Source organism: Bacillus sp. DB-2 (assembly GCF_003315125.1).
GTDB lineage: Bacteria > Bacillota > Bacilli > Bacillales > Bacillaceae_G > Bacillus_A > Bacillus_A mycoides.
The window spans coordinates 167,466-186,621 of the sequence record NZ_QNRN01000015.1 but is presented as its reverse complement, the minus strand read 5'-3'; the positions used below and the strand labels follow the sequence as shown (position 1 = coordinate 186,621).

The 19,156-nt window shown below is 36.6% G+C and carries 18 protein-coding genes and 1 riboswitch; of the genes, 13 read left to right on the top strand and 5 right to left on the bottom strand.

Going from position 1 to position 19,156, the window contains the following annotated elements:
• Window positions 1–238 precede the first annotated feature (238 nt).
• Entirely contained in the window at window positions 239–1,786 is a 1,548-nt protein-coding gene (gene pruA / locus DET63_RS23755; RefSeq protein ID WP_002124887.1) for an L-glutamate gamma-semialdehyde dehydrogenase, read from the top strand.
• Between the two features lie 311 nt (window positions 1,787–2,097).
• On the opposite strand, the gene DET63_RS23750 is transcribed toward pruA, so the two are convergent.
• Window positions 2,098–2,643 (bottom strand): cysteine hydrolase family protein, encoded by a 546-nt coding sequence (locus DET63_RS23750; RefSeq protein ID WP_016093464.1) that lies wholly within the window; start codon window positions 2,641–2,643, stop codon window positions 2,098–2,100.
• A gap of 241 nt (window positions 2,644–2,884) precedes the next feature.
• Window positions 2,885–2,989: riboswitch (SAM riboswitch) on the top strand.
• A gap of 124 nt (window positions 2,990–3,113) precedes the next feature.
• Between DET63_RS23750 and DET63_RS23745 the strand changes: the two genes are divergently transcribed.
• The 3 genes from DET63_RS23745 to DET63_RS23735 are packed head-to-tail and all read left to right on the top strand — an operon-like array spanning window position 3,114 to window position 5,664.
• Window positions 3,114–4,133: a methionine ABC transporter ATP-binding protein gene (locus DET63_RS23745; RefSeq protein ID WP_002010037.1), complete on the top strand. Its 1,020-nt coding sequence runs from the start codon at window positions 3,114–3,116 to the stop codon at window positions 4,131–4,133.
• Entirely contained in the window at window positions 4,123–4,788 is a 666-nt protein-coding gene (locus DET63_RS23740) for a methionine ABC transporter permease (protein WP_113938038.1), read from the top strand. Before DET63_RS23745 ends, DET63_RS23740 begins: the two co-directional genes overlap by 11 nt.
• Window positions 4,789–4,809: 21 nt before the next feature.
• Window positions 4,810–5,664: a MetQ/NlpA family ABC transporter substrate-binding protein gene (locus DET63_RS23735; protein ID WP_113938037.1), complete on the top strand. Its 855-nt coding sequence runs from the start codon at window positions 4,810–4,812 to the stop codon at window positions 5,662–5,664.
• A gap of 167 nt (window positions 5,665–5,831) precedes the next feature.
• On the opposite strand, the gene DET63_RS23730 is transcribed toward DET63_RS23735, so the two are convergent.
• The 4 genes from DET63_RS23730 to DET63_RS23715 all read right to left on the bottom strand — a co-directional run bounded on the left by DET63_RS23730 (window position 5,832) and on the right by DET63_RS23715 (window position 8,302).
• Window positions 5,832–6,314, bottom strand: a complete 483-nt coding sequence (locus DET63_RS23730; protein WP_113938036.1) for an HXXEE domain-containing protein — start codon at window positions 6,312–6,314, stop codon at window positions 5,832–5,834.
• Window positions 6,315–6,377: 63 nt separating this feature from the next.
• On the bottom strand, window positions 6,378–6,569 hold the full coding sequence (locus DET63_RS23725) for a DUF3926 domain-containing protein (RefSeq protein ID WP_002091335.1): 192 nt from the start codon (window positions 6,567–6,569) through the stop codon (window positions 6,378–6,380).
• Window positions 6,562–7,743 (bottom strand): ArsA family ATPase, encoded by a 1,182-nt coding sequence (locus DET63_RS23720; RefSeq protein ID WP_181777954.1) that lies wholly within the window; start codon window positions 7,741–7,743, stop codon window positions 6,562–6,564. Before DET63_RS23720 ends, DET63_RS23725 begins: the two co-directional genes overlap by 8 nt.
• Window positions 7,744–7,819: 76 nt before the next feature.
• Complete coding sequence (locus DET63_RS23715) at window positions 7,820–8,302, bottom strand: MarR family winged helix-turn-helix transcriptional regulator (protein WP_000942491.1); 483 nt, start codon at window positions 8,300–8,302, stop codon at window positions 7,820–7,822.
• 230 nt (window positions 8,303–8,532) lie between these two features.
• Here DET63_RS23715 and DET63_RS23710 point away from each other — a divergent pair, with 230 nt between their 5' ends.
• From DET63_RS23710 to gabD, 9 genes are all read left to right on the top strand, one after another.
• Window positions 8,533–8,769 carry a YiaA/YiaB family inner membrane protein gene (locus tag DET63_RS23710; protein ID WP_113938034.1) on the top strand — a complete coding sequence of 79 codons (237 nt, stop codon included), beginning with the start codon at window positions 8,533–8,535 and terminating at the stop codon, window positions 8,767–8,769.
• Window positions 8,770–8,910: 141 nt separating this feature from the next.
• Window positions 8,911–9,201: an Asp-tRNA(Asn)/Glu-tRNA(Gln) amidotransferase subunit GatC gene (gatC, locus tag DET63_RS23705; protein WP_000086999.1), complete on the top strand. Its 291-nt coding sequence runs from the start codon at window positions 8,911–8,913 to the stop codon at window positions 9,199–9,201.
• 14 nt (window positions 9,202–9,215) lie between these two features.
• Window positions 9,216–10,673 carry an Asp-tRNA(Asn)/Glu-tRNA(Gln) amidotransferase subunit GatA gene (gene gatA / locus DET63_RS23700; protein WP_002010048.1) on the top strand — a complete coding sequence of 486 codons (1,458 nt, stop codon included), beginning with the start codon at window positions 9,216–9,218 and terminating at the stop codon, window positions 10,671–10,673.
• A 14-nt stretch (window positions 10,674–10,687) separates the two neighbouring features.
• Window positions 10,688–12,115, top strand: coding sequence for an Asp-tRNA(Asn)/Glu-tRNA(Gln) amidotransferase subunit GatB (gene gatB / locus DET63_RS23695; RefSeq protein WP_113938033.1), 1,428 nt, complete (start codon window positions 10,688–10,690; stop codon window positions 12,113–12,115).
• Window positions 12,116–12,624: 509 nt separating this feature from the next.
• The gene (locus DET63_RS23690) at window positions 12,625–13,530 is read left to right on the top strand and encodes a diacylglycerol kinase (protein ID WP_002010051.1); all 906 of its coding nucleotides are present in this window, start codon (window positions 12,625–12,627) and stop codon (window positions 13,528–13,530) included.
• A gap of 194 nt (window positions 13,531–13,724) precedes the next feature.
• Entirely contained in the window at window positions 13,725–14,471 is a 747-nt protein-coding gene (locus DET63_RS23685; protein WP_113938032.1) for an HAD family hydrolase, read from the top strand.
• Window positions 14,472–14,626: 155 nt separating this feature from the next.
• The gene (gene gabT / locus DET63_RS23680) at window positions 14,627–15,991 is read left to right on the top strand and encodes a 4-aminobutyrate--2-oxoglutarate transaminase (RefSeq protein ID WP_016103209.1); all 1,365 of its coding nucleotides are present in this window, start codon (window positions 14,627–14,629) and stop codon (window positions 15,989–15,991) included.
• 306 nt (window positions 15,992–16,297) lie between these two features.
• Entirely contained in the window at window positions 16,298–17,665 is a 1,368-nt protein-coding gene (locus DET63_RS23670; RefSeq protein ID WP_113938031.1) for a sigma-54 interaction domain-containing protein, read from the top strand.
• On the top strand, window positions 17,658–19,109 hold the full coding sequence (gabD, locus tag DET63_RS23665) for an NADP-dependent succinate-semialdehyde dehydrogenase (protein ID WP_113938030.1): 1,452 nt from the start codon (window positions 17,658–17,660) through the stop codon (window positions 19,107–19,109). Before DET63_RS23670 ends, gabD begins: the two co-directional genes overlap by 8 nt.
• The last annotated feature ends 47 nt before the right edge of the window (window positions 19,110–19,156 follow it).

Below are 19,156 nucleotides of genomic sequence, written 5' to 3'. Positions count from 1 at the left end.
AATTTAAAAAAGATGACTCCTGTTGGATACAGAAATCATCTTCTTGATGTTGCCTAACTTTTTTCAAAATGTCCTTTACAAAGGGTACAGATTATATGTATGAATCTCTTTTTTTTATTATATTTTAAAAATTTATTAATTTTTAAAATATAAGTCTAGGAATATTTGAATAAATCTAAATTATCGTGTAGAATAATGTTGTAAAATGTAAACGTTTTTCTAAGGGGAGGCTAAAAAGATGGTAGTAGCATACAAACATGAGCCATTTACAGATTTTTCAGTAGAGGCTAACAAATTAGCGTTTGAAGAGGGTTTAAAGAAAGTAGAATCTTATCTTGGACAAGACTATCCATTAATTATCGGGGGAGAAAAAATCACTACAGAAGACAAAATTGTTTCTGTAAACCCTGCAAATAAAGAGGAACTTGTTGGTCGCGTTTCAAAAGCAAGCCGTGAATTAGCTGAAAAAGCAATGCAAGTAGCGGATGCAACATTCCAAACTTGGAGAAAGTCAAAACCAGAAATGCGTGCAGATATTTTATTCCGTGCTGCAGCAATCGTTCGTCGTAGAAAACATGAGTTCTCTGCTATTCTTGTAAAAGAAGCAGGTAAACCATGGAATGAGGCAGATGCTGATACAGCAGAAGCAATCGATTTTATGGAATATTATGCTCGTCAAATGTTGAAATTAAAAGACGGTATTCCAGTAGAAAGCCGTCCAATTGAATATAATCGTTTCTCTTACATTCCATTAGGAGTAGGTGTTATTATTTCTCCTTGGAACTTCCCATTCGCAATTATGGCAGGTATGACAACAGCTGCTGTAGTTTCTGGTAACACAGTATTACTAAAACCAGCTAGTACAACTCCTGTAGTAGCAGCGAAATTTATGGAAGTATTAGAAGAAGCTGGTTTACCAGCTGGCGTAGTAAACTTCGTTCCAGGTAATGGCTCTGAAGTTGGTGACTACTTAGTAGATCACCCTCGTACACGTTTCGTTAGCTTTACTGGATCTCGCGATGTAGGTATTCGTATTTACGAACGTGCAGCAAAAGTAAACCCGGGACAAATTTGGTTAAAACGTGTTATCGCTGAAATGGGCGGTAAAGATACAATCGTTGTTGATAAAGAGGCAGATCTTGAATTAGCAGCTAAATCTATCGTTGCATCAGCATTCGGATTCTCAGGACAAAAATGTTCTGCATGTTCTCGTGCAGTAATCCATGAAGATGTATACGATCATGTATTAAATCGTGCTGTTGAATTAACAAAAGAATTAACAGTAGGTAACCCAGATGCAAAAGATATTAACATGGGACCTGTTAATGACCAAGCTGCATTCGATAAAGTAATGAGCTATGTTGCAATTGGTAAAGAAGAAGGCAAAATCGTATCAGGTGGCGAAGGAGACGATTCTAAAGGCTGGTTCATCCAACCAACAATCGTTGCTGACGTTGCAGAAGATGCTCGCTTAATGAAAGAAGAAATCTTCGGACCAGTAGTAGCATTCTGTAAAGCAAAAGACTTTGATCATGCACTTGCAATTGCAAACAATACAGAATACGGTTTAACTGGAGCAGTTGTTACTAACAACCGTGACCATATTGAAAAAGCACGTGAAGACTTCCACGTTGGTAACTTATACTTCAACCGTGGATGTACTGGTGCAATCGTAGGTTACCAACCATTCGGTGGCTTTAACATGTCTGGTACAGACTCTAAAGCTGGTGGTCCTGACTACTTAGCACTTCACATGCAAGCAAAAACTACTTCTGAAACTTTATAAGAAATAGTAGAAGAGATCTTCACAGTCTGTGAAGATCTCTTCTTTTTGAGAAACTCTCTATAATAGGAGTTAGTTAATTTGAATCGAAAGGTATTACCATATATTACTATTTGGTGGTTAGAACTAGCTAAACCCTATTAATATCGGGATAAACATGTAAATAGAAACAAAACAACGAGAAAAATTGACTTATTAGTCATATTTTTTAGTATTCATTTTGAGGATTTCCTGTATAATACAATTTGAAAGAAAATCTATGGTTAGACAAGAGAACACTCCTTTCGGCTTTGCTAACTGAAAGGAGTGTTTTTTTAGGGCGCTAAAAACTCTTCTGTACTCATTATATTTGCGTATACTCCATTTAAACTCGCCAAAATTGTATTATGAATATAAACAGCTGGTATAGTAGCATTCTTAAATGAAAGATCTTTTGTAGCACAAGCATCGTGTATTACGGTACAGTGAAGGCCAAAATCAAAAGCAGCTCTTACTGTAGCATCAATACACATATGGGTCATCATCCCGCATATTACGACGTGCTCAATTCCTGAACGTTGTAATTGTTCTAGAAGATCAGTTTCTCGGAAGCTATTTGGATAATGTTTAAGGATAACGGTTTCCTCTCTAAGTGGACGGACATTTTCGTGAATATGGACACCTTCTGTATTGGGTAGGAAAAAAGTAGCGCTATCTTTTATAGCTACATGTTGGATATGAAAAATAGGTTCGTTTCTTATTCTAAAATGTTGTAGTAGCTGACTAGCATATTCACTTGCTTCTACTGGATTACGTAATTCCATCATTCCACTTGGAAAATAATCATTTTGAATGTCGACGAGCAAAAGAGCTGTTTTCATATATCTATCTTCCTCCGATTTCATATTCAAATAATGTTATTCAATGAGTAGAGAAGATGCTCCTTTTTAAAAGTATGAGTGAGAAGGATTTTACATAACTTTAAAAATCACTATTGTATTGTTACTTCTTATTTAAAAATTTAAATAGAGAAATAATTAATGTTTTTCTGAAAATTGTATTGACTCTCATTATTCTGAGTTCTATAATAAGACTTAATTAAACGACAATTAAATCGATACACTCTTATCCAGAGAGGTGGAGGGACTGGCCCTACGATACCTCAGCAACGGGTTTTTTAATACCGTGCTAACTCCAGCAAGCCTATAAAGGCTTGGAAGATGAGAAGATGTGAACGAGTACATATAAGTGCTCTCCTTCTTATCTTTTACAAGTGATAAGAAGGAGAGCACTTTTTATTTTACCTCGAAAGCTCTACTTCAAGTTTTTACAGCATATAGGAGGGAAGAAAATGATTTCTTTTAATAATGTAAGTAAAGTATATGAATCAGGTGGACAATCTGTTCATGCGGTTGAGGATGTAACGCTGTCAGTTGAAAAGGGCGAAATTTTTGGCATTATCGGATTTAGTGGTGCTGGAAAGAGTACGTTATTACGCTTAGTAAATATGTTAGAAAGACCAACTGCAGGAACAATTTCAATAGATGATAAAGATATTACATCATTATCGGCGAAAGAATTACGGACACTAAGACAAAGAATTGGAATGATTTTTCAAAGTTTCAATCTATTTAATTCAAGAACGGTGTTTGGGAACATTGCTTATCCATTAAGGTTAGCGAAATTGCCGAAGAATGAGATAAAAGAAAGAGTGAATGAACTACTAAAATTTGTTGGTTTAGAAGATAAAGCGAACTATTATCCAGAACAGTTATCAGGTGGGCAAAAGCAGCGTGTTGGGATTGCAAGAGCACTTGCGACATCACCCGATATTCTCATATGTGATGAGGCAACATCAGCTTTAGATCCGGAAACAACAACAGAAATTTTAAATTTATTAAAGAAAGTAAATAGAGAGTACAATTTAACGATTCTACTTATTACACATGAAATGCACGTTGTGAAAGAAATTTGCCATCGTGTAGCTGTTATGGAAAAAGGAAAAGTAATTGAAGAAGGAAAACTGTTTGATGTTTTCACACAACCAAAAACAAAGACAACTCAAAATTTTGTACGCTCTGTTATTAATGATCACTTACCAGAAAGTGTTCTAGCGAAAATTCAAAACGGAGGTCAGATTTATCGCCTGACTTTTACTGGGGAAGAGACAGGGCAGCCTGTACTATCATATATTGCGAAAAACTATAACGTCGATGTAAATGTTCTTTATGGAAATATTATTGAACTCCAAAATGTGCTATTTGGAAATCTTCTTGTAGAACTACAAGGTGAACAGAAAGAAATTCAAAAAGCATTACAACATCTAAGACTGCAAGTGCAGCTGAAGGAGGTAGAAGCACATGCGAGTTGATTGGAGTATATTTTGGCCTCGCATATTAGATGCGACGGGGGATACCCTCTTAATGGTAATTGTAACCCTTATATTCGCTACAATTCTTGGTATACCTCTAGGTTTACTGTTGTATGTAACGAGGAAAGGAAACTTTTTAGAAAATAAATGGGTCTTTTCTATTCTTAATATCATAATTAATACAATTCGTCCGGTTCCATTCATTATCTTTTTAGTAGCTTTAAGCCCACTAACAAGAAGTGTTATCGGAACGACGATTGGAACGGCAGCAGCAATCTTTCCAATGACGCTAGTTGCATCAATTGGTATTGCTAGAATGGTTGAAACAAATCTTGTTTCTGTTCCGAAAGGGGTAATTGAAGCAGCGCAAGCAATGGGTGCTTCACCAATTAGAATTGTTTTTGAAATCCTCGTGCCAGAAGCGTTAGCACCATTAATCTTAGGTGTAACGTTTATGACAGTTGGTTTAATTGAATTTTCTGCAGTTGCTGGACTTGTCGGTGGTGGAGGTCTTGGCGACTTAGCAATGACATATGGTTATCTACGTTTTGATACGTCAGTTATGTTCGTAACGGTCGTTTTACTTATTATTCTTGTACAGGTAGCTCAAAATTTAGGGAACTACTTTGCGAAAGTCTTTTTACGCAGATCATAAAAAGGAAGAGGGGAAAAGAAAATGAAGAAAATTTTAGCATTTGCATTATCAGCGATCGTAGGAATTACAGCGTTAAGCGGCTGCTCAGGTGGAGACACAGGTGCAGGCGCGAAAGAGAAAGTAGTTCGCGTAGGTGTAACTGGAACAGATGGAGACGCTTGGGAAATTTTAAAGAAAAAAGCTGAAAAAGAAGGGATTAAAGTTAAACTGGTTGAGTTCTCGGATTACACAACGCCCAACAAAGCGTTAGCTGATGGAGATATTGAACTAAACTCATTCCAGCACATTGCTTTCTTAGAGCAATTTAAAAAGGAGCATAAGTTAGATATTACAGCTGTTGGTACAACGCAAATTGCGCCGATGGGCTTATACTCTGAAAAATATAAGAAAGCAAATGAAATTCCAGATGGTTCGGAAATTGCTATTCCGAATGATCCAACGAACCAAGCGCGTGCATTAAAACTTCTTGATGCAGCTGGATTATTAAAGCTTAAGAAAGATTTCGGTCTATTTGGAGATCCAAGCGGCATTGCTGAAAATCCGAAGAAGCTAAAGATTACACCGGTTATCGCACAGCAAACACCTCGTGTATTAAAAGATGTAGCAGCTTCAGTTATTAATAACGGTGTTGCTGGTCAAGCTGGATTAGATCCAGCGAAGGATCCTATTTTCTTAGAAGATCCAAAGAATGAAAATGCAAAGGCCTATATTAATATTTTCGCAGCTCGTACGAAAGACAAAGATGATCCAACGCTGAAAAAAGTAATTGAATTGTATCATTCAAAAGAAGTAACAGATGCAATTAAGAAAGAAACGAATGATGGTTCAATTTCAGTAGATCTTTCACTTGATGAGCTTGCAAAAATCGCAAAATAATATTGAGTTTAACGGACTAGCAGTAGGAACCCCTCCGCTGTTAGCTCGTTCAACATATAATCTACTTAACAAACAAAACCCTAATTCTGTACCTTCTAATTTTGTATAACATAGAATCCAATGTTTGTTAAGTAGAGTGATGGACCAGGAGTTTTCCTGGTCTTTTTTTAATTAAAGCAGCTGGCTAATAATAAGGAAATCCAAATTATGATTGGGTAAGAGATTAAACTAAAAATGAGTGTACTTGCTAATTTCTTTTTAGGGATTAATAGTTTCTTTGATGAAAATAAGAAAAGAGAAAATAGGATAATGATAGATGCTGAGATTACTCCTGGATTATAAGAACGATAAATGAAATACAAGATAATATGCTGAACGGCGTTAAAGAAGATACAGCCCTGTATAAAAATGATCAAATAAATAGAAGATATGATGCTTAATTGATATAGAATGACTATGAGTAAGACGAAGGTTGTTAATATGGAAATTGCAATGAAAAATTGTTTGTTAGTTATAAAATGGATCGAAAATCGATTAGCGATATATTGTGGCATTTGGAAAGCTTCTTCAAGGTTATGAAAAAAGAATAGAAGGGGGATTAGCCAGATTATATTAGTGGTGAAATGTCTTTTTGAAGATGTGTTTATCAACTTATATCAGCTCCAATAAAGGGATAGAAAGCCTATAAGAAAAGGCTTTCTACAAGGGTATAGTTATTCAATTATGATGCTTTTTAAATTACTCTCAGGTTGCGGTTGTTCTTCAGCATAAGAGGAGAGCTCCTCTTGCAAAATATTTAGTGCGTGCTTAGCTGATTGCTGAATCGGATTCGGTAGCTCTTCTAATATACGCATACCGATTTTTATTTTTGTACGAATTACCTTTCTTAGTAATTCATCATGCATGTACTACACCTCCAAACCGAATGTTTAGTACATCATCTTCAAACTTAGCTCCTTGAATAGAAAGGTGTGTTAATGTTTTTGGTAAGGTGATATTTCGCTTCATAGAGCCGGCTCGAATAATAAGTTCATCACCTTTTTGATTTAATGAAAGTTCACTTTTGTTTGAGAAGGGAATAGACAGAACGAAAATATACTCATCGCCATCTTTTTTTACATATTGTGTGCGGCCATTAAATTTCACTTCAGTAGGAGAAGGGTCTGATTTGAATAAAGCATTTCCTACACGCTCTAACATAGGTAAACCAACAACTTCTTGTTCAAACATGGGAGCTTCGTAAATAGGAAGTGGCTGAAAACTATCTTTAATTAACGCCTTATATTTCTTTTGTGTATCTTTCCATGCCTGAAAGTAAGGGTCGGTAACAGTGTTAGGGATGACGCGGTTAATCATAATGGCATCTACGTTATAATCGTATAAGTTTAAATACGTAAAGCTGCGCTGAGCTTCTTTAATGACCATTTTTTCAGGATTTACAACAACGCGAATACTCGTTACTTCTCGGTTTGATAAAATATCTCTCATTTCTCCAAGCTGTTCAAGTGTATTTGTTAATTCATCCATAATATCATCGGTTGGAAGGGGGACACCAAGAAGTGGTTGAGCTACAGGACGAACAACTTTTAAAATCTTCCTTTTAATAGGAAAGAGTTTTTCCATCCACCAGCCGAGCATGTCTGGAAAGCTAAGCATTGCTAAAGTTTCTCCAGTCGGTGCGCAATCAATAATGATGACGTCGTAAGTGTTGTGTTTATAATAATCGAGTACTCGAAGTAAGCTAATTAAATCTTCCATACCAGGAAACATTGTTAATTCTTCTGTTGTAATATCATCGGCTGCTTTGGAAGTGAAGAGTAGTGTAATATATTTCTGCAATTTCCCCCAGCCTTTTTCCATTTCATAAATAGTGTTAATTTCTTGTGCCCACAAGTTTTCACGAATTTCTTGTGGCTCAGAAGATAGTTTTATGCCAAATGAATCCCCTAAACTATGAGCAGGATCTGTGCTCATTACTAAGGTTTTTAATCCTTGTTTTGCACTTTGGATTGCTGTTGCTGCTGAAATGCTAGTTTTTCCTACGCCGCCTTTACCTGTATACAGAATAATTCTCATCATTAATATCCCCTTTGTTTCGAATGTCGAATATTACGAGTGTCGAAATATTTAATTGAATAAAAACCCAACTAGGGTCTTATTCAATCGGAATGTTTTTCATTTTAGGTGTAGAAACCTTTTCTTCTGTTTTTTGCTGTGACGTAGCAATGTGATTCATGATCTTTTGGAATATTTGTAGTAAGAATGCTTTTTCTTCTTCTGACAATGCGTCTGTCACTAGGCTAAAGTAATGGGCCGCATTTTGTTTTACTTCTTGAACGAGCATTACGCCGTTTTCTGTTAAACGAATTAATACAATACGTCGATCGCTTTCATTCCGGTAGCGTTCAATATATCCCTTTTTTACAAGGCGATTTACAACGCCCGTTGTTGTACTCATCGGTATATCAAGAAGATCGGCGATTTTTGTCATTGTAATATCTGTATTTCGCTCCATCCAAAGTAAACAAAATACTTCTGTTTTAGAAAGTGTTAAATCAAGGCTTACCCATTCTTCAGGATAGAAAAGTTTCTTGGCGTTATCTAGCAGTAAGTCTAAAAAATGTTCATATTGCAACAATTATTTCCACTCCTGTATATTTCGAGGTTCGTAATATTTGTTTTTATTTTATGTGGAATTGAAATAAATGTCAATGTTTTTAACTGTTTTTTCAGATTAGAAAGAAAAATACCTTCAAAATAGAAATTTTTTGTGATAGATTAATAAATAGAAAAGTGATTTTACATAAAAACCCATTGTGATAAATATATTTATCTATAATAGGTGTACAGCTAACGAGGGGGAGAACGATGAGAAGACGAAATACGCAAGCGTTCACGTTTTTAGCATGGACTTCATTTGTTTGTGCGCTTTCAGGGATGCTAATTGGGATTTATACGTTAGATGAAACGCTTAGTGTAAAAGGGTACTATTTACTTGGGACATTATTTTTAACGATGTCTTGTTTTGTATTACAAAAAACAATTCGTGATAACGAGGGAGATAATGAAAGATTTCCGAAAAATAAATCGTTAGATAAAGAGTAAATTGTAAAGAAAGGCATTTGCCTTTCTTTTTTTATGTAAAAATACCGTAAGTGCCATGTGTTGACTTGCTTGAAGTACTGAAAATTTGGTATCATCAATAGTATTGTAGATTGAACGATATATTATGGAGGTGGCCTAGCCGTGTCAAGAATTTCCGTTGAGAATGTAAAGCACGTAGCACATTTAGCACGTCTTGCAATTACTGATCAAGAAGCAGAAAAATTTCAAAAACAACTAGATGCAATTGTTACATTTGCAGAACAGTTAAATGAATTAGATACAACTGATGTAAAACCAACAACTCATGTATTAACTATGAAAAATGTTATGCGTGAAGATGTGCCAGAAAAAGGTTTACCAGTAGAAGAAGTATTAAAAAATGCACCGGATCACAAAGATAATCAAATCCGTGTTCCAGCAGTATTAGAATAGAGGAGGGAATTTCGATGTCATTATTTGATCATTCTGTATCAGAGTTACATAAGAAGTTAAACAACAAAGAAATTTCCGTTACGGATTTAGTAGAAGAATCTTACAAACGTATTTCGGATGTTGAAGATAACGTAAAAGCTTTTCTTACATTAGATGAAGAAAATGCACGCGCGAAAGCGAAAGAATTAGATGCAAAGATTGGTGCTGAGGATAATGGTTTATTATTCGGTATGCCAATTGGTGTAAAAGATAACATTGTAACTAACGGTCTTCGTACAACTTGTGCGAGCAAAATATTAGCAAACTTCGATCCAATTTACGATGCGACAGTTGTACAAAAGCTAAAAGCTGCTGACACAGTTACAATTGGTAAATTAAATATGGACGAGTTCGCAATGGGTTCTTCAAATGAAAACTCAGGCTTCTACGCTACAAAAAATCCATGGAACTTAGATTACGTTCCAGGCGGATCTAGTGGTGGTTCTGCAGCAGCAGTAGCAGCAGGAGAAGTATTATTCTCTCTAGGTTCTGATACGGGTGGTTCTATCCGTCAGCCAGCTGCATATTGCGGCGTTGTAGGTTTAAAACCAACTTACGGACGCGTATCTCGTTACGGATTAGTAGCATTCGCATCTTCACTTGACCAAATCGGACCGATTACACGTACAGTAGAAGACAATGCATACTTATTACAAGCTATTTCAGGTATTGACCGTATGGATGCAACTTCTGCAAACGTTGAAGTAGGAAACTACTTAGCTGGTTTAACAGGCGATGTTAAAGGTTTACGTATTGCTGTACCGAAAGAATACTTAGGCGAAGGTGTTGGCGAAGAAGCTCGTGAGTCAGTGCTAGCTGCTTTAAAAGTGTTAGAAGGTATGGGCGCAACTTGGGAGGAAGTATCTCTTCCACACTCTAAATACGCTCTAGCAACGTATTACTTATTATCTTCTTCTGAAGCATCTGCGAACCTTTCACGCTTTGATGGCGTACGTTACGGTGTTCGTTCTGATAATGTAAATAACTTATTAGATCTTTACAAAAACACACGTAGCGAAGGTTTCGGTGATGAAGTAAAACGTCGTATTATGCTTGGTACATTTGCTCTTAGCTCTGGTTACTATGATGCATATTACAAAAAAGCACAACAAGTACGTACATTAATTAAAAATGACTTTGAAAATGTATTTGCTAACTACGATGTTATTATTGGACCAACAACGCCAACTCCAGCATTTAAAGTAGGCGAAAAAGTGGACGATCCAATGACAATGTATGCAAATGACATTTTAACAATTCCAGTAAACTTAGCGGGTGTTCCAGCGATTTCTGTTCCATGTGGATTCGGTGCTAACAACATGCCACTTGGTCTACAAATCATTGGTAAACACTTCGATGAAACGACGATTTACCGCGTTGCACATGCGTTTGAGCAAGCAACAGACTATCATACAAAAAAAGCAAGTCTGTAAGGAGGCGAGCATAGATGAATTTAGAAACAATTATTGGGTTAGAGGTTCACGTTGAGTTAAAAACAAATTCGAAAATTTTCTCTGCGAGTCCAACAGAATTCGGAGCGGAGCCAAATACACAAACAAGTGTAATTGACTTAGGATACCCAGGGGTACTTCCTACTTTAAATAAGGAAGCAGTTAACTTTGCAATGAAAGCCGCAATGGCATTAAACTGTGAAATCGCAACGGAAACGAAGTTCGACCGTAAAAACTATTTCTACCCAGATAATCCGAAAGCTTACCAAATCTCTCAATTTGATAAGCCAATTGGTGAAAATGGTTGGATTGAAATCGAAGTAGACGGTAAAAAGAAACGTATCGGTATTACACGTCTTCATTTAGAAGAAGATGCTGGTAAATCAACGCATGCAGCTGACGGTTCATTAGTAGACTACAACCGTCAAGGTATGCCTTTAATCGAGATCGTATCTGAGCCAGATATGCGTACTCCAGAAGAAGCATATGCGTACTTAGAGAAGTTAAAATCAATCATTCAATATACAGGTGTATCTGATTGTAAGATGGAAGAAGGTTCTCTTCGTTGTGATGCGAATATTTCACTTCGTCCAGTTGGACAAGAGAAGTTCGGTACAAAAGCAGAACTGAAAAACTTAAACTCTTTTACTTACGTGCAAAAAGGTCTTGAGCATGAGCAAGTGCGCCAAGAAAAAGAATTATTATCTGGTGGTATCATCCAACAAGAAACACGTCGTTATGATGAAGCAACGAAGAAAACAATCTTAATGCGTATAAAAGAAGGATCTGACGATTACCGTTACTTCCCAGAGCCAGACTTAGTTGAACTTTACATCGACGATGAGTGGAAAGAAGAAATTCGTGCTTCTATTCCAGAACTTCCAGATGCACGTAAAGCTCGCTATGTTGAAGAAGTTGGCTTACCAGCTTATGATGCGCATGTATTGACATTAACGAAAGAGATGTCTGATTTCTTTGAAGCAACAGTTGCAGACGGTGCTGATGCGAAATTAACATCAAACTGGTTAATGGGTGAAGTACTTGCATACTTAAACAAACAACAAAAAGAATTAAAAGACGTTGCATTAACGCCTGCTGGTTTATCTAAAATGGTTCAATTAATTGAAAAAGGTACAATTTCTTCTAAAATCGCGAAGAAAGTATTTAATGAATTAATTGAAAAAGGTGGAGACCCAGAAGAAATCGTTAAAGCGAAAGGTCTGGTTCAAATTTCTGACGAAGGAACACTTCGTAAGGTTGTAACAGAAATTCTTGATAATAATGAGCAATCTATTGAAGACTTTAAAAACGGTAAAGACCGTGCAATTGGCTTCTTAGTTGGTCAAATTATGAAAGCTACAAAAGGACAAGCAAATCCACCGCTTGTTAATAAAATCTTACTTGAAGAGATTAATAAGCGCTAAAAAAAGAGAAGAATTCTTATTTTTGAACGCTAAAATAGTATAGACTCTTAAAGATTAAACAGAAAAAACACCCGTATTTGGGTGTTTTTTCTGAGTTAATCAAACGTTTGTTTAAATGGTGAAAAATAATTTAAACAAACGTTTGATTAACTGTCAAAAGTGAAAAAATGTTTGTATAGCAACTATGGTATGATAGTTGCAAAAAGGTGGGAATAATGATAAATCTAGACATAGAGGTTTTTTTCATCTCATGAAATAATAGATAATTATTATTCGTTATATGTAAATTGTTGTGAGGAAATAGATGGACATAAATTTTTTTGTCAAATAAAACAAAACCATTGAAAATGAATAGTTACTTTTGATGGGCTACACGAATCGGGTTCTTACTGCCTGTTTGAGCGGAATTAAAGAAGGATAGGAAGATGAGAGGAGGTAAGCATAGGGATACTGAATAAGGGTTCGGTGTATTCGTTTTTCAATGAATAAGGAATTTCCTGTGCTAATAAATGATGAAGCGAGCAAGAATTATTTATAATCCTACTTCTGGGCGCGAGCTATTTAAGAAGAGCTTACCAGAAGTATTACAAAAATTAGAACAAGCTGGATATGAAGCGTCTTGTCATGCGACAACTGGTCCTGGAGATGCGACTGTGGCAGCGAGGCAAGCTGCGGATCGTAAGTTTGATGTTGTTATCGCAGCTGGTGGTGATGGTACATTAAATGAAGTAGTGAACGGTTTAGTAGGACATGAGCATCGTCCAAAGTTTGGAATTATTCCAGTTGGAACGACAAATGATTTTGCGCGTGCGATCGGTGTACCTCGTGTTATTGAAGAGGCTGCGGATATTATTTGTGAAGGAACAACGGTACCGTTAGATCTTGGTAGAGCAAATGATACATATTTCATTAATATCGCTGGTGGCGGCCGTATTACAGAATTAACATATGAAGTACCAAGCAAGCTAAAAACGGTATTAGGCCAACTTGCTTACTATTTAAAAGGAATCGAAATGTTACCATCATTACATCCAACATATGTTGAAATTGAGTATGATGGGAAGTTGCTACAAGAAGAAATTACGATGTTTTTAATTACGAATACTCGTTCAGTTGGTGGATTCGAAAAAGTAGCACCATATGCATCTATTAACGATGGATTATTTGATTTATTAGTACTGAAAAAAGGTTCTATCGCTGATTTAATTAAAGCAGCAACACAAGCGCAGCGTGGGGAACATATTAACAATCCGAAAGTACTATATACACAAGCGAATCGTATTAAAGTGCATTCACCTGATAAATTAATGATCAACTTAGATGGTGAATATGGCGGAGATGCACCAATGGAATTTGAAAATATATATCATTGTCTGGAACTATTTGTTCCTGAACATCAAGAGGATGCCCTGTAAAGGCATCTTTTTTTTGCTTTCACCTCACTATTTGCGAGCAATAAGATTCCCCCACTGATTAAAGTTTCTCTATGTGCAGATGAATTGTAAATTGTAAGTTAGTTTGATTTTTATGGTATTTTTACAATTCGTTTATTTTATATCCATATTTTATTGATACACTGGAAGAGATAAGAAATGAGAGGTAGGATGCTATGGAGAAGGTAAAAGCAATATTATTTGATAAAGACGGGACATTAATGGATTTTCATTCAATTTGGATAAAAGTAGCTGAAGAGCTTGTTGCAGAATGTATAAATTTATATCAATTACCAGAATCAATGCAGCAGGCTTTATTAAAAGAGATTGGCGTAGATGGAGCATTTGTTCATCCGCGTAGTGCGCTCGCTGCTGGAACGAGTCTTGATGTGGCCAAGGGGCTTTGTAAGTATATTGCATCATCTAGAGAAGAAGAGATGCATCAATGGGTGAGTGAAAAGTTGTTTGCTCTTATGTACGAGCATCGTTCACATATGAGAATGACGGCAGATTTACCGAAAGTTTTACAAGCGTTAAAGGATAGAGGGTTTATTCTAGGTGTCGTTACAGCTGATGATTTCGCGCCGACAGAATTATTTTTAAAGCAATATCAATTGGAAGCTTTTTTTGATTGTGTTATAGCTTCAGATACATTTCCAGCACAGAAGCCAGATAAAAAAATTGTAGAATCGTTTTGTGAGAGATTTAATTTAGAGACATGTGAAGTAGCAGTCGTCGGGGATACACCGACGGATTTATATTTAGCGAAAAATGGTGGCAACTGTTATGCGATTGGCGTACTATCTGGTACGGGTGATCGTCAAACGCTAGAACCACTTGCAGATTTAGTATTACAATCTGTTGAAGATTTAATTTCTCATTCAGGTGAGTTTATTTGGGAACAAGGAAAGTCTAATGTATAAATGAATAAGTCTATAAGGACTCTATATGAGTCTTTATAGACTTATTTTTTTATGCCGAGATAGTAAGAGAATGGGATGAATACTAGAAAGAGGAAGTTGGCATACATCTTGCAATATAAAGAGAAAACATTGTATAGAAAAGGATGGGGTACACAATGAACACAAAAAAATTTGCTAAAGTAAATGAACAAATTCCTGGACCGAAAGCAGCGTCTTTATTAGAACGCCGCCAAAATATAGTACCAAAAGGAGTAAGTAACGGCATCCCAACGTTTGTACAATCTGCAAATGGTGCACTCGTAACAGATGTGGATGGAAATCAGTACATTGATTTCGCAGGAGCAATTGGGACAATTAATGTAGGACACTGTCATCCAGCTGTTAAAGAAGCGCTTCATAAACAAGTAGATCAATATATTCATACTGGATTTAATGTGATGATGTATGAGCCATATATTGAATTAGCGGAAAAGCTTGCCGCAGTAGCACCAGGTAATTTCGATAAACAAGTGCTGTTTTTAAATAGTGGGGCAGAAGCGGTTGAAAATGCAGTGAAGATTGCTCGTAAATATACGAAGAGACCTGGAATTATCGCATTTTCTAAAGGATTTCATGGGCGTACATTAATGACAATGACGATGACAAGTAAAGTAAAACCATATAAATTTGGATTTGGCCCATTTGCTCCAGAAGTATATAAAGCGCCATTCCCATATGAATACCGTCGCCCAGAAGGGTTAACAGAAGAGCAGTATGATGACTTTATCATTGAAGAGTTTAAGAACTTCTTCATATCAGAAGTAGCACCAGAAACAATTGCAGCAGTTGTAATGGAACCTGTTCAAGGGGAAGGCGGATTTATCGTTCCAAGTAAGAAATTCGTTCAAGAAGTACGCAGCATTTGTTCAGAGCACGGTATTTTATTTGTAGCTGATGAAATTCAAACAGGCTTTAGTCGTACTGGAAAATACTTTGCAATTGATCATTATGATGTCGTTCCAGACTTAATTACGGTATCTAAATCATTAGGTGCTGGTGTACCGATAAGTGGCGTGATTGGGCGTAAAGAAATTATGAATGAGTCTGCACCGGGAGAACTGGGCGGAACGTATGCAGGAAGCCCACTAGGATGTGCGGCTGCATTAGCTGTGCTTGATGTAATAGAAAAAGAGAAATTAAATGATAGAGCGATAGAAGTAGGGAAAGTTGTAATGAACCGATTCCAAGAGATGAAAAACAAATACAATTGCATCGGTGATGTGCGCGGCTTAGGGGCAATGTGTGCATTCGAGCTCGTTCAAGATCGCAAGACGAAAGCGCCTGATAAAACATTAGCGTCTAATTTATGTGCAGAGGCAAATAAGCATGGATTACTTCTACTATCAGCAGGAACATATGGGAATGTTATTCGTGTTTTAATGCCATTAGTGATTACAGATGAGCAACTTGAGGAAGGTTTAACAATAATTGAAGAATCATTGCAAGCTTGTTATGAGCAAGCAAATATCGCTCGTGTATAAAGAATTGGGATAACTTAAAAAAGGGCATAAAGCTTTTCTTTTTAGGCGAAAGAGAGCATCTGGCCATGCATAGAATCGGTCAGCCCCTTTTCCTGCCCCATGCCAAGCTAAAACAAAGTGAGGGTGTGGTTGCGATGGCATTCTGTATTTTTCAAGGCAGCGAATTATGTGTTGAAAAATATAAATAGATTTGTATAAATAACAAATTGAAAACATTCTAGCTTACTCTATGTTAAATGCAGAAAATTCACTTTATAATAAAGGTAGTGAAGTGAATCGATGGATTTGAAGTAAGGGGTGGCTAGGATGGTTGCAGAAAAGGAACGAGTGTTGATGGATTTACAAGATGTATTTGAATATGCATTTGACGAAATTTTTGTTACGGATGATAAAGGAATCGTTGTACGTGTAAATAGCATGTGTGAAAGACATTATCAGCTCTCTGCTAAGGAATTAGTAGGAAAGCATGTAAAAGAACTACAAAAAGAAGGGATTTTTTATCCATCTGCAACGTTAGAAGTAATTGAAAAGAAAAGGCCAGTTGAACTTGTTCAAACAACGAAATCAGGAGAGTATTTGCATGTTCGTACAAGGCCTGTTTTTGATGATGAGGGAAATTTAAGAAGAGTGATTAGTTATTCTCGTGATCTTACAGAACTCTATCAATTACGTCAAAAGGTAGAGGAAATGGATAATCAGTTAAAAACATATAAAAAAGAATTAAGAGAAACATATGAACACGAAGGACTTATTTTTAAAAGTATCGCTATGCAAAAAATAATCGAAACAATAAAAAAAGTATCAGTAGTAGATAGTACTGTTCTCGTATTAGGTGAGACTGGAGTGGGAAAAAGCCGATTAGTACGCCATTTGCATGAAGTGAGTCACCGGAAGAATGAAAGTTTCTATGAAATTAATTGTGCGGCATTGCCGACGAATTTAATCGAATCTGAGCTTTTTGGATATTCAGGTGGGTCTTTTACAGGTGCAAATCGTGAAGGGAAAAAGGGGCTATTAGAATCAGCGCATAAAGGAACTCTTTTCTTAGATGAAATTGGTGAAATGCCGCTTGAAATTCAAGCGAAGCTTTTGCAAGTATTGCAAGAAAAAACGTTTCGTCCTATAGGCGGAAGAGAATTAAAAAAGGTGGACGTTAGAATTGTAGCGGCAACAAATAGAGATTTAAGTACGATGGTGAAACAAGGAACATTCCGGAAAGATTTATACTATCGTCTGAATGTCATTCCAATTTCAATTCCGCCACTTCGGGAGAGAACAGAAGACATTTTGCCGCTCATCTATCATTATTTACAGCATTTTAATAAAAAGTACGGACGTGATGTGAAGTTAGCACCTAGTACGTTACAAATGTTTGTAGGGTACCCTTGGGAAGGAAATAATAGAGAGATTGAAAATGTAATTGAACGAATTGTTATCACTGTTGATGATTTTGTAACGGTAGAAGATTTGCCACTATCTATGCAAGAGGCAACAGTTGAACAATCTGGACAAAGTCTTTATAGAATGCTGGAAGAGGTAGAGAGAAATATTATTCTTAAAGCGTATAAAACGTATGGATCAAGTTATAAAGTGGCTGAGTTTTTGCAAATAAGTCAATCTGCTGCTACTAGGAAAATTAAGAAGTTTATAGAGGAGGAAGAAAACATTGGATAAAAAAGCGACGTTCGTAAACTTAGATAAAAAAGCGATGTATATAAATGGTGAGTGGATTACACTGCAAGAACAAATCGAAGTGAATAATCCAGCGACAAAGGAAGTATTTGCAACTGTGCCAAAGGGCGGGATTACAGAGGCAAAGCAAGCAGTTGATGCTGCACATGAAGCCTTTAAATTATGGTCAAAATTAACGGCAGCGGATCGCGCAGTAAAGTTAAAAAAATGGTTCACGCTCATTGATGAAAATAAAGAAGAAATTGCAGCAATCATGACGAGAGAGCAAGGGAAGCCGTTTGCAGAAGCACTTGGTGAAGTGAATTATGCAAATAGTTTTGTTGAATGGTACGCAGAAGAAGGAAAGAGAATATACGGTGAAATGATTCCTGCTTCTCATCCGAATAAGCGTATTTTAGTTATGAAGCAACCAGTTGGGGTTATGGCAGCTATTACGCCTTGGAATTTCCCGGCTGCTATGATTACGAGAAAGGTAGCTCCAGCACTTGCAGCAGGCTGTACGGCAGTTGTGAAACCAGCGAGTCAAACGCCATTAACTGCATTGAAGTTAGTTGAATTAGCACATGAAGCAGACATTCCAAAAGGTGTAATAAATATTGTAACAGGTAGTGCAAAAGCAATTGCCGATACGTGGATGGAAGATGAGCGCGTTCGAAAAGTTTCTTTTACAGGATCAACTGAAATTGGGAAAGAATTAATGGCTAGCGCTGCGCAAACGATGAAAAAGGTTTCGCTTGAATTAGGTGGTCACGCTCCATTTATTGTTATGAATGATGCTGATTTAGATAAGGCGGTAGAAGCGGTAATTGGTTCGAAATTCCGTAATGCAGGACAAACGTGTATATGTACAAACCGCGTCTTTGTTCAAGAAGAAGTGTACGAAGAATTTGCAGTGAAGTTCACAAAAGCTGTAGAGCAGCTTAAAGTTGGAGATGGATTCTGCGAAGGAACAACTGTAGGGCCACTTATTGATGCGAATGCAGTTTCGAAAGTACAAGAACATATTGAAGATGCAATTCAAAAGGGCGGAGAAGTTTTATACGGTGGCCATAAATTTGCAGAGTTAGATGGTTATTTCATTCAGCCAACAGTAATTGGATTGGCAAATGACACGATGCTTTGTATGAATGAAGAAACATTTGGACCAGTTGCACCAGTTGCGAAATTTAAAACAGCTGAAGAAGTAATCGAGCGAGCAAATAATACACCATATGGCTTGGCTGCTTATATTTTCACAAAAGATATTAGTCAAGCATTCCAAATTAGCGAAGCGTTAGAGTACGGTATTATCGGTTTAAATGATGGACTTCCATCAGTTGCACAAGCACCGTTTGGTGGCTTTAAAGAAAGTGGTATCGGCCGTGAGGGAGGCCATTTCGGTATCGAGGAATATTTAGAAATTAAATATATTTCGTTAGGACTATAAGTAGTATACTAGAATCTCTATAAGGTAACAGAGAAGGAGATTCTAGT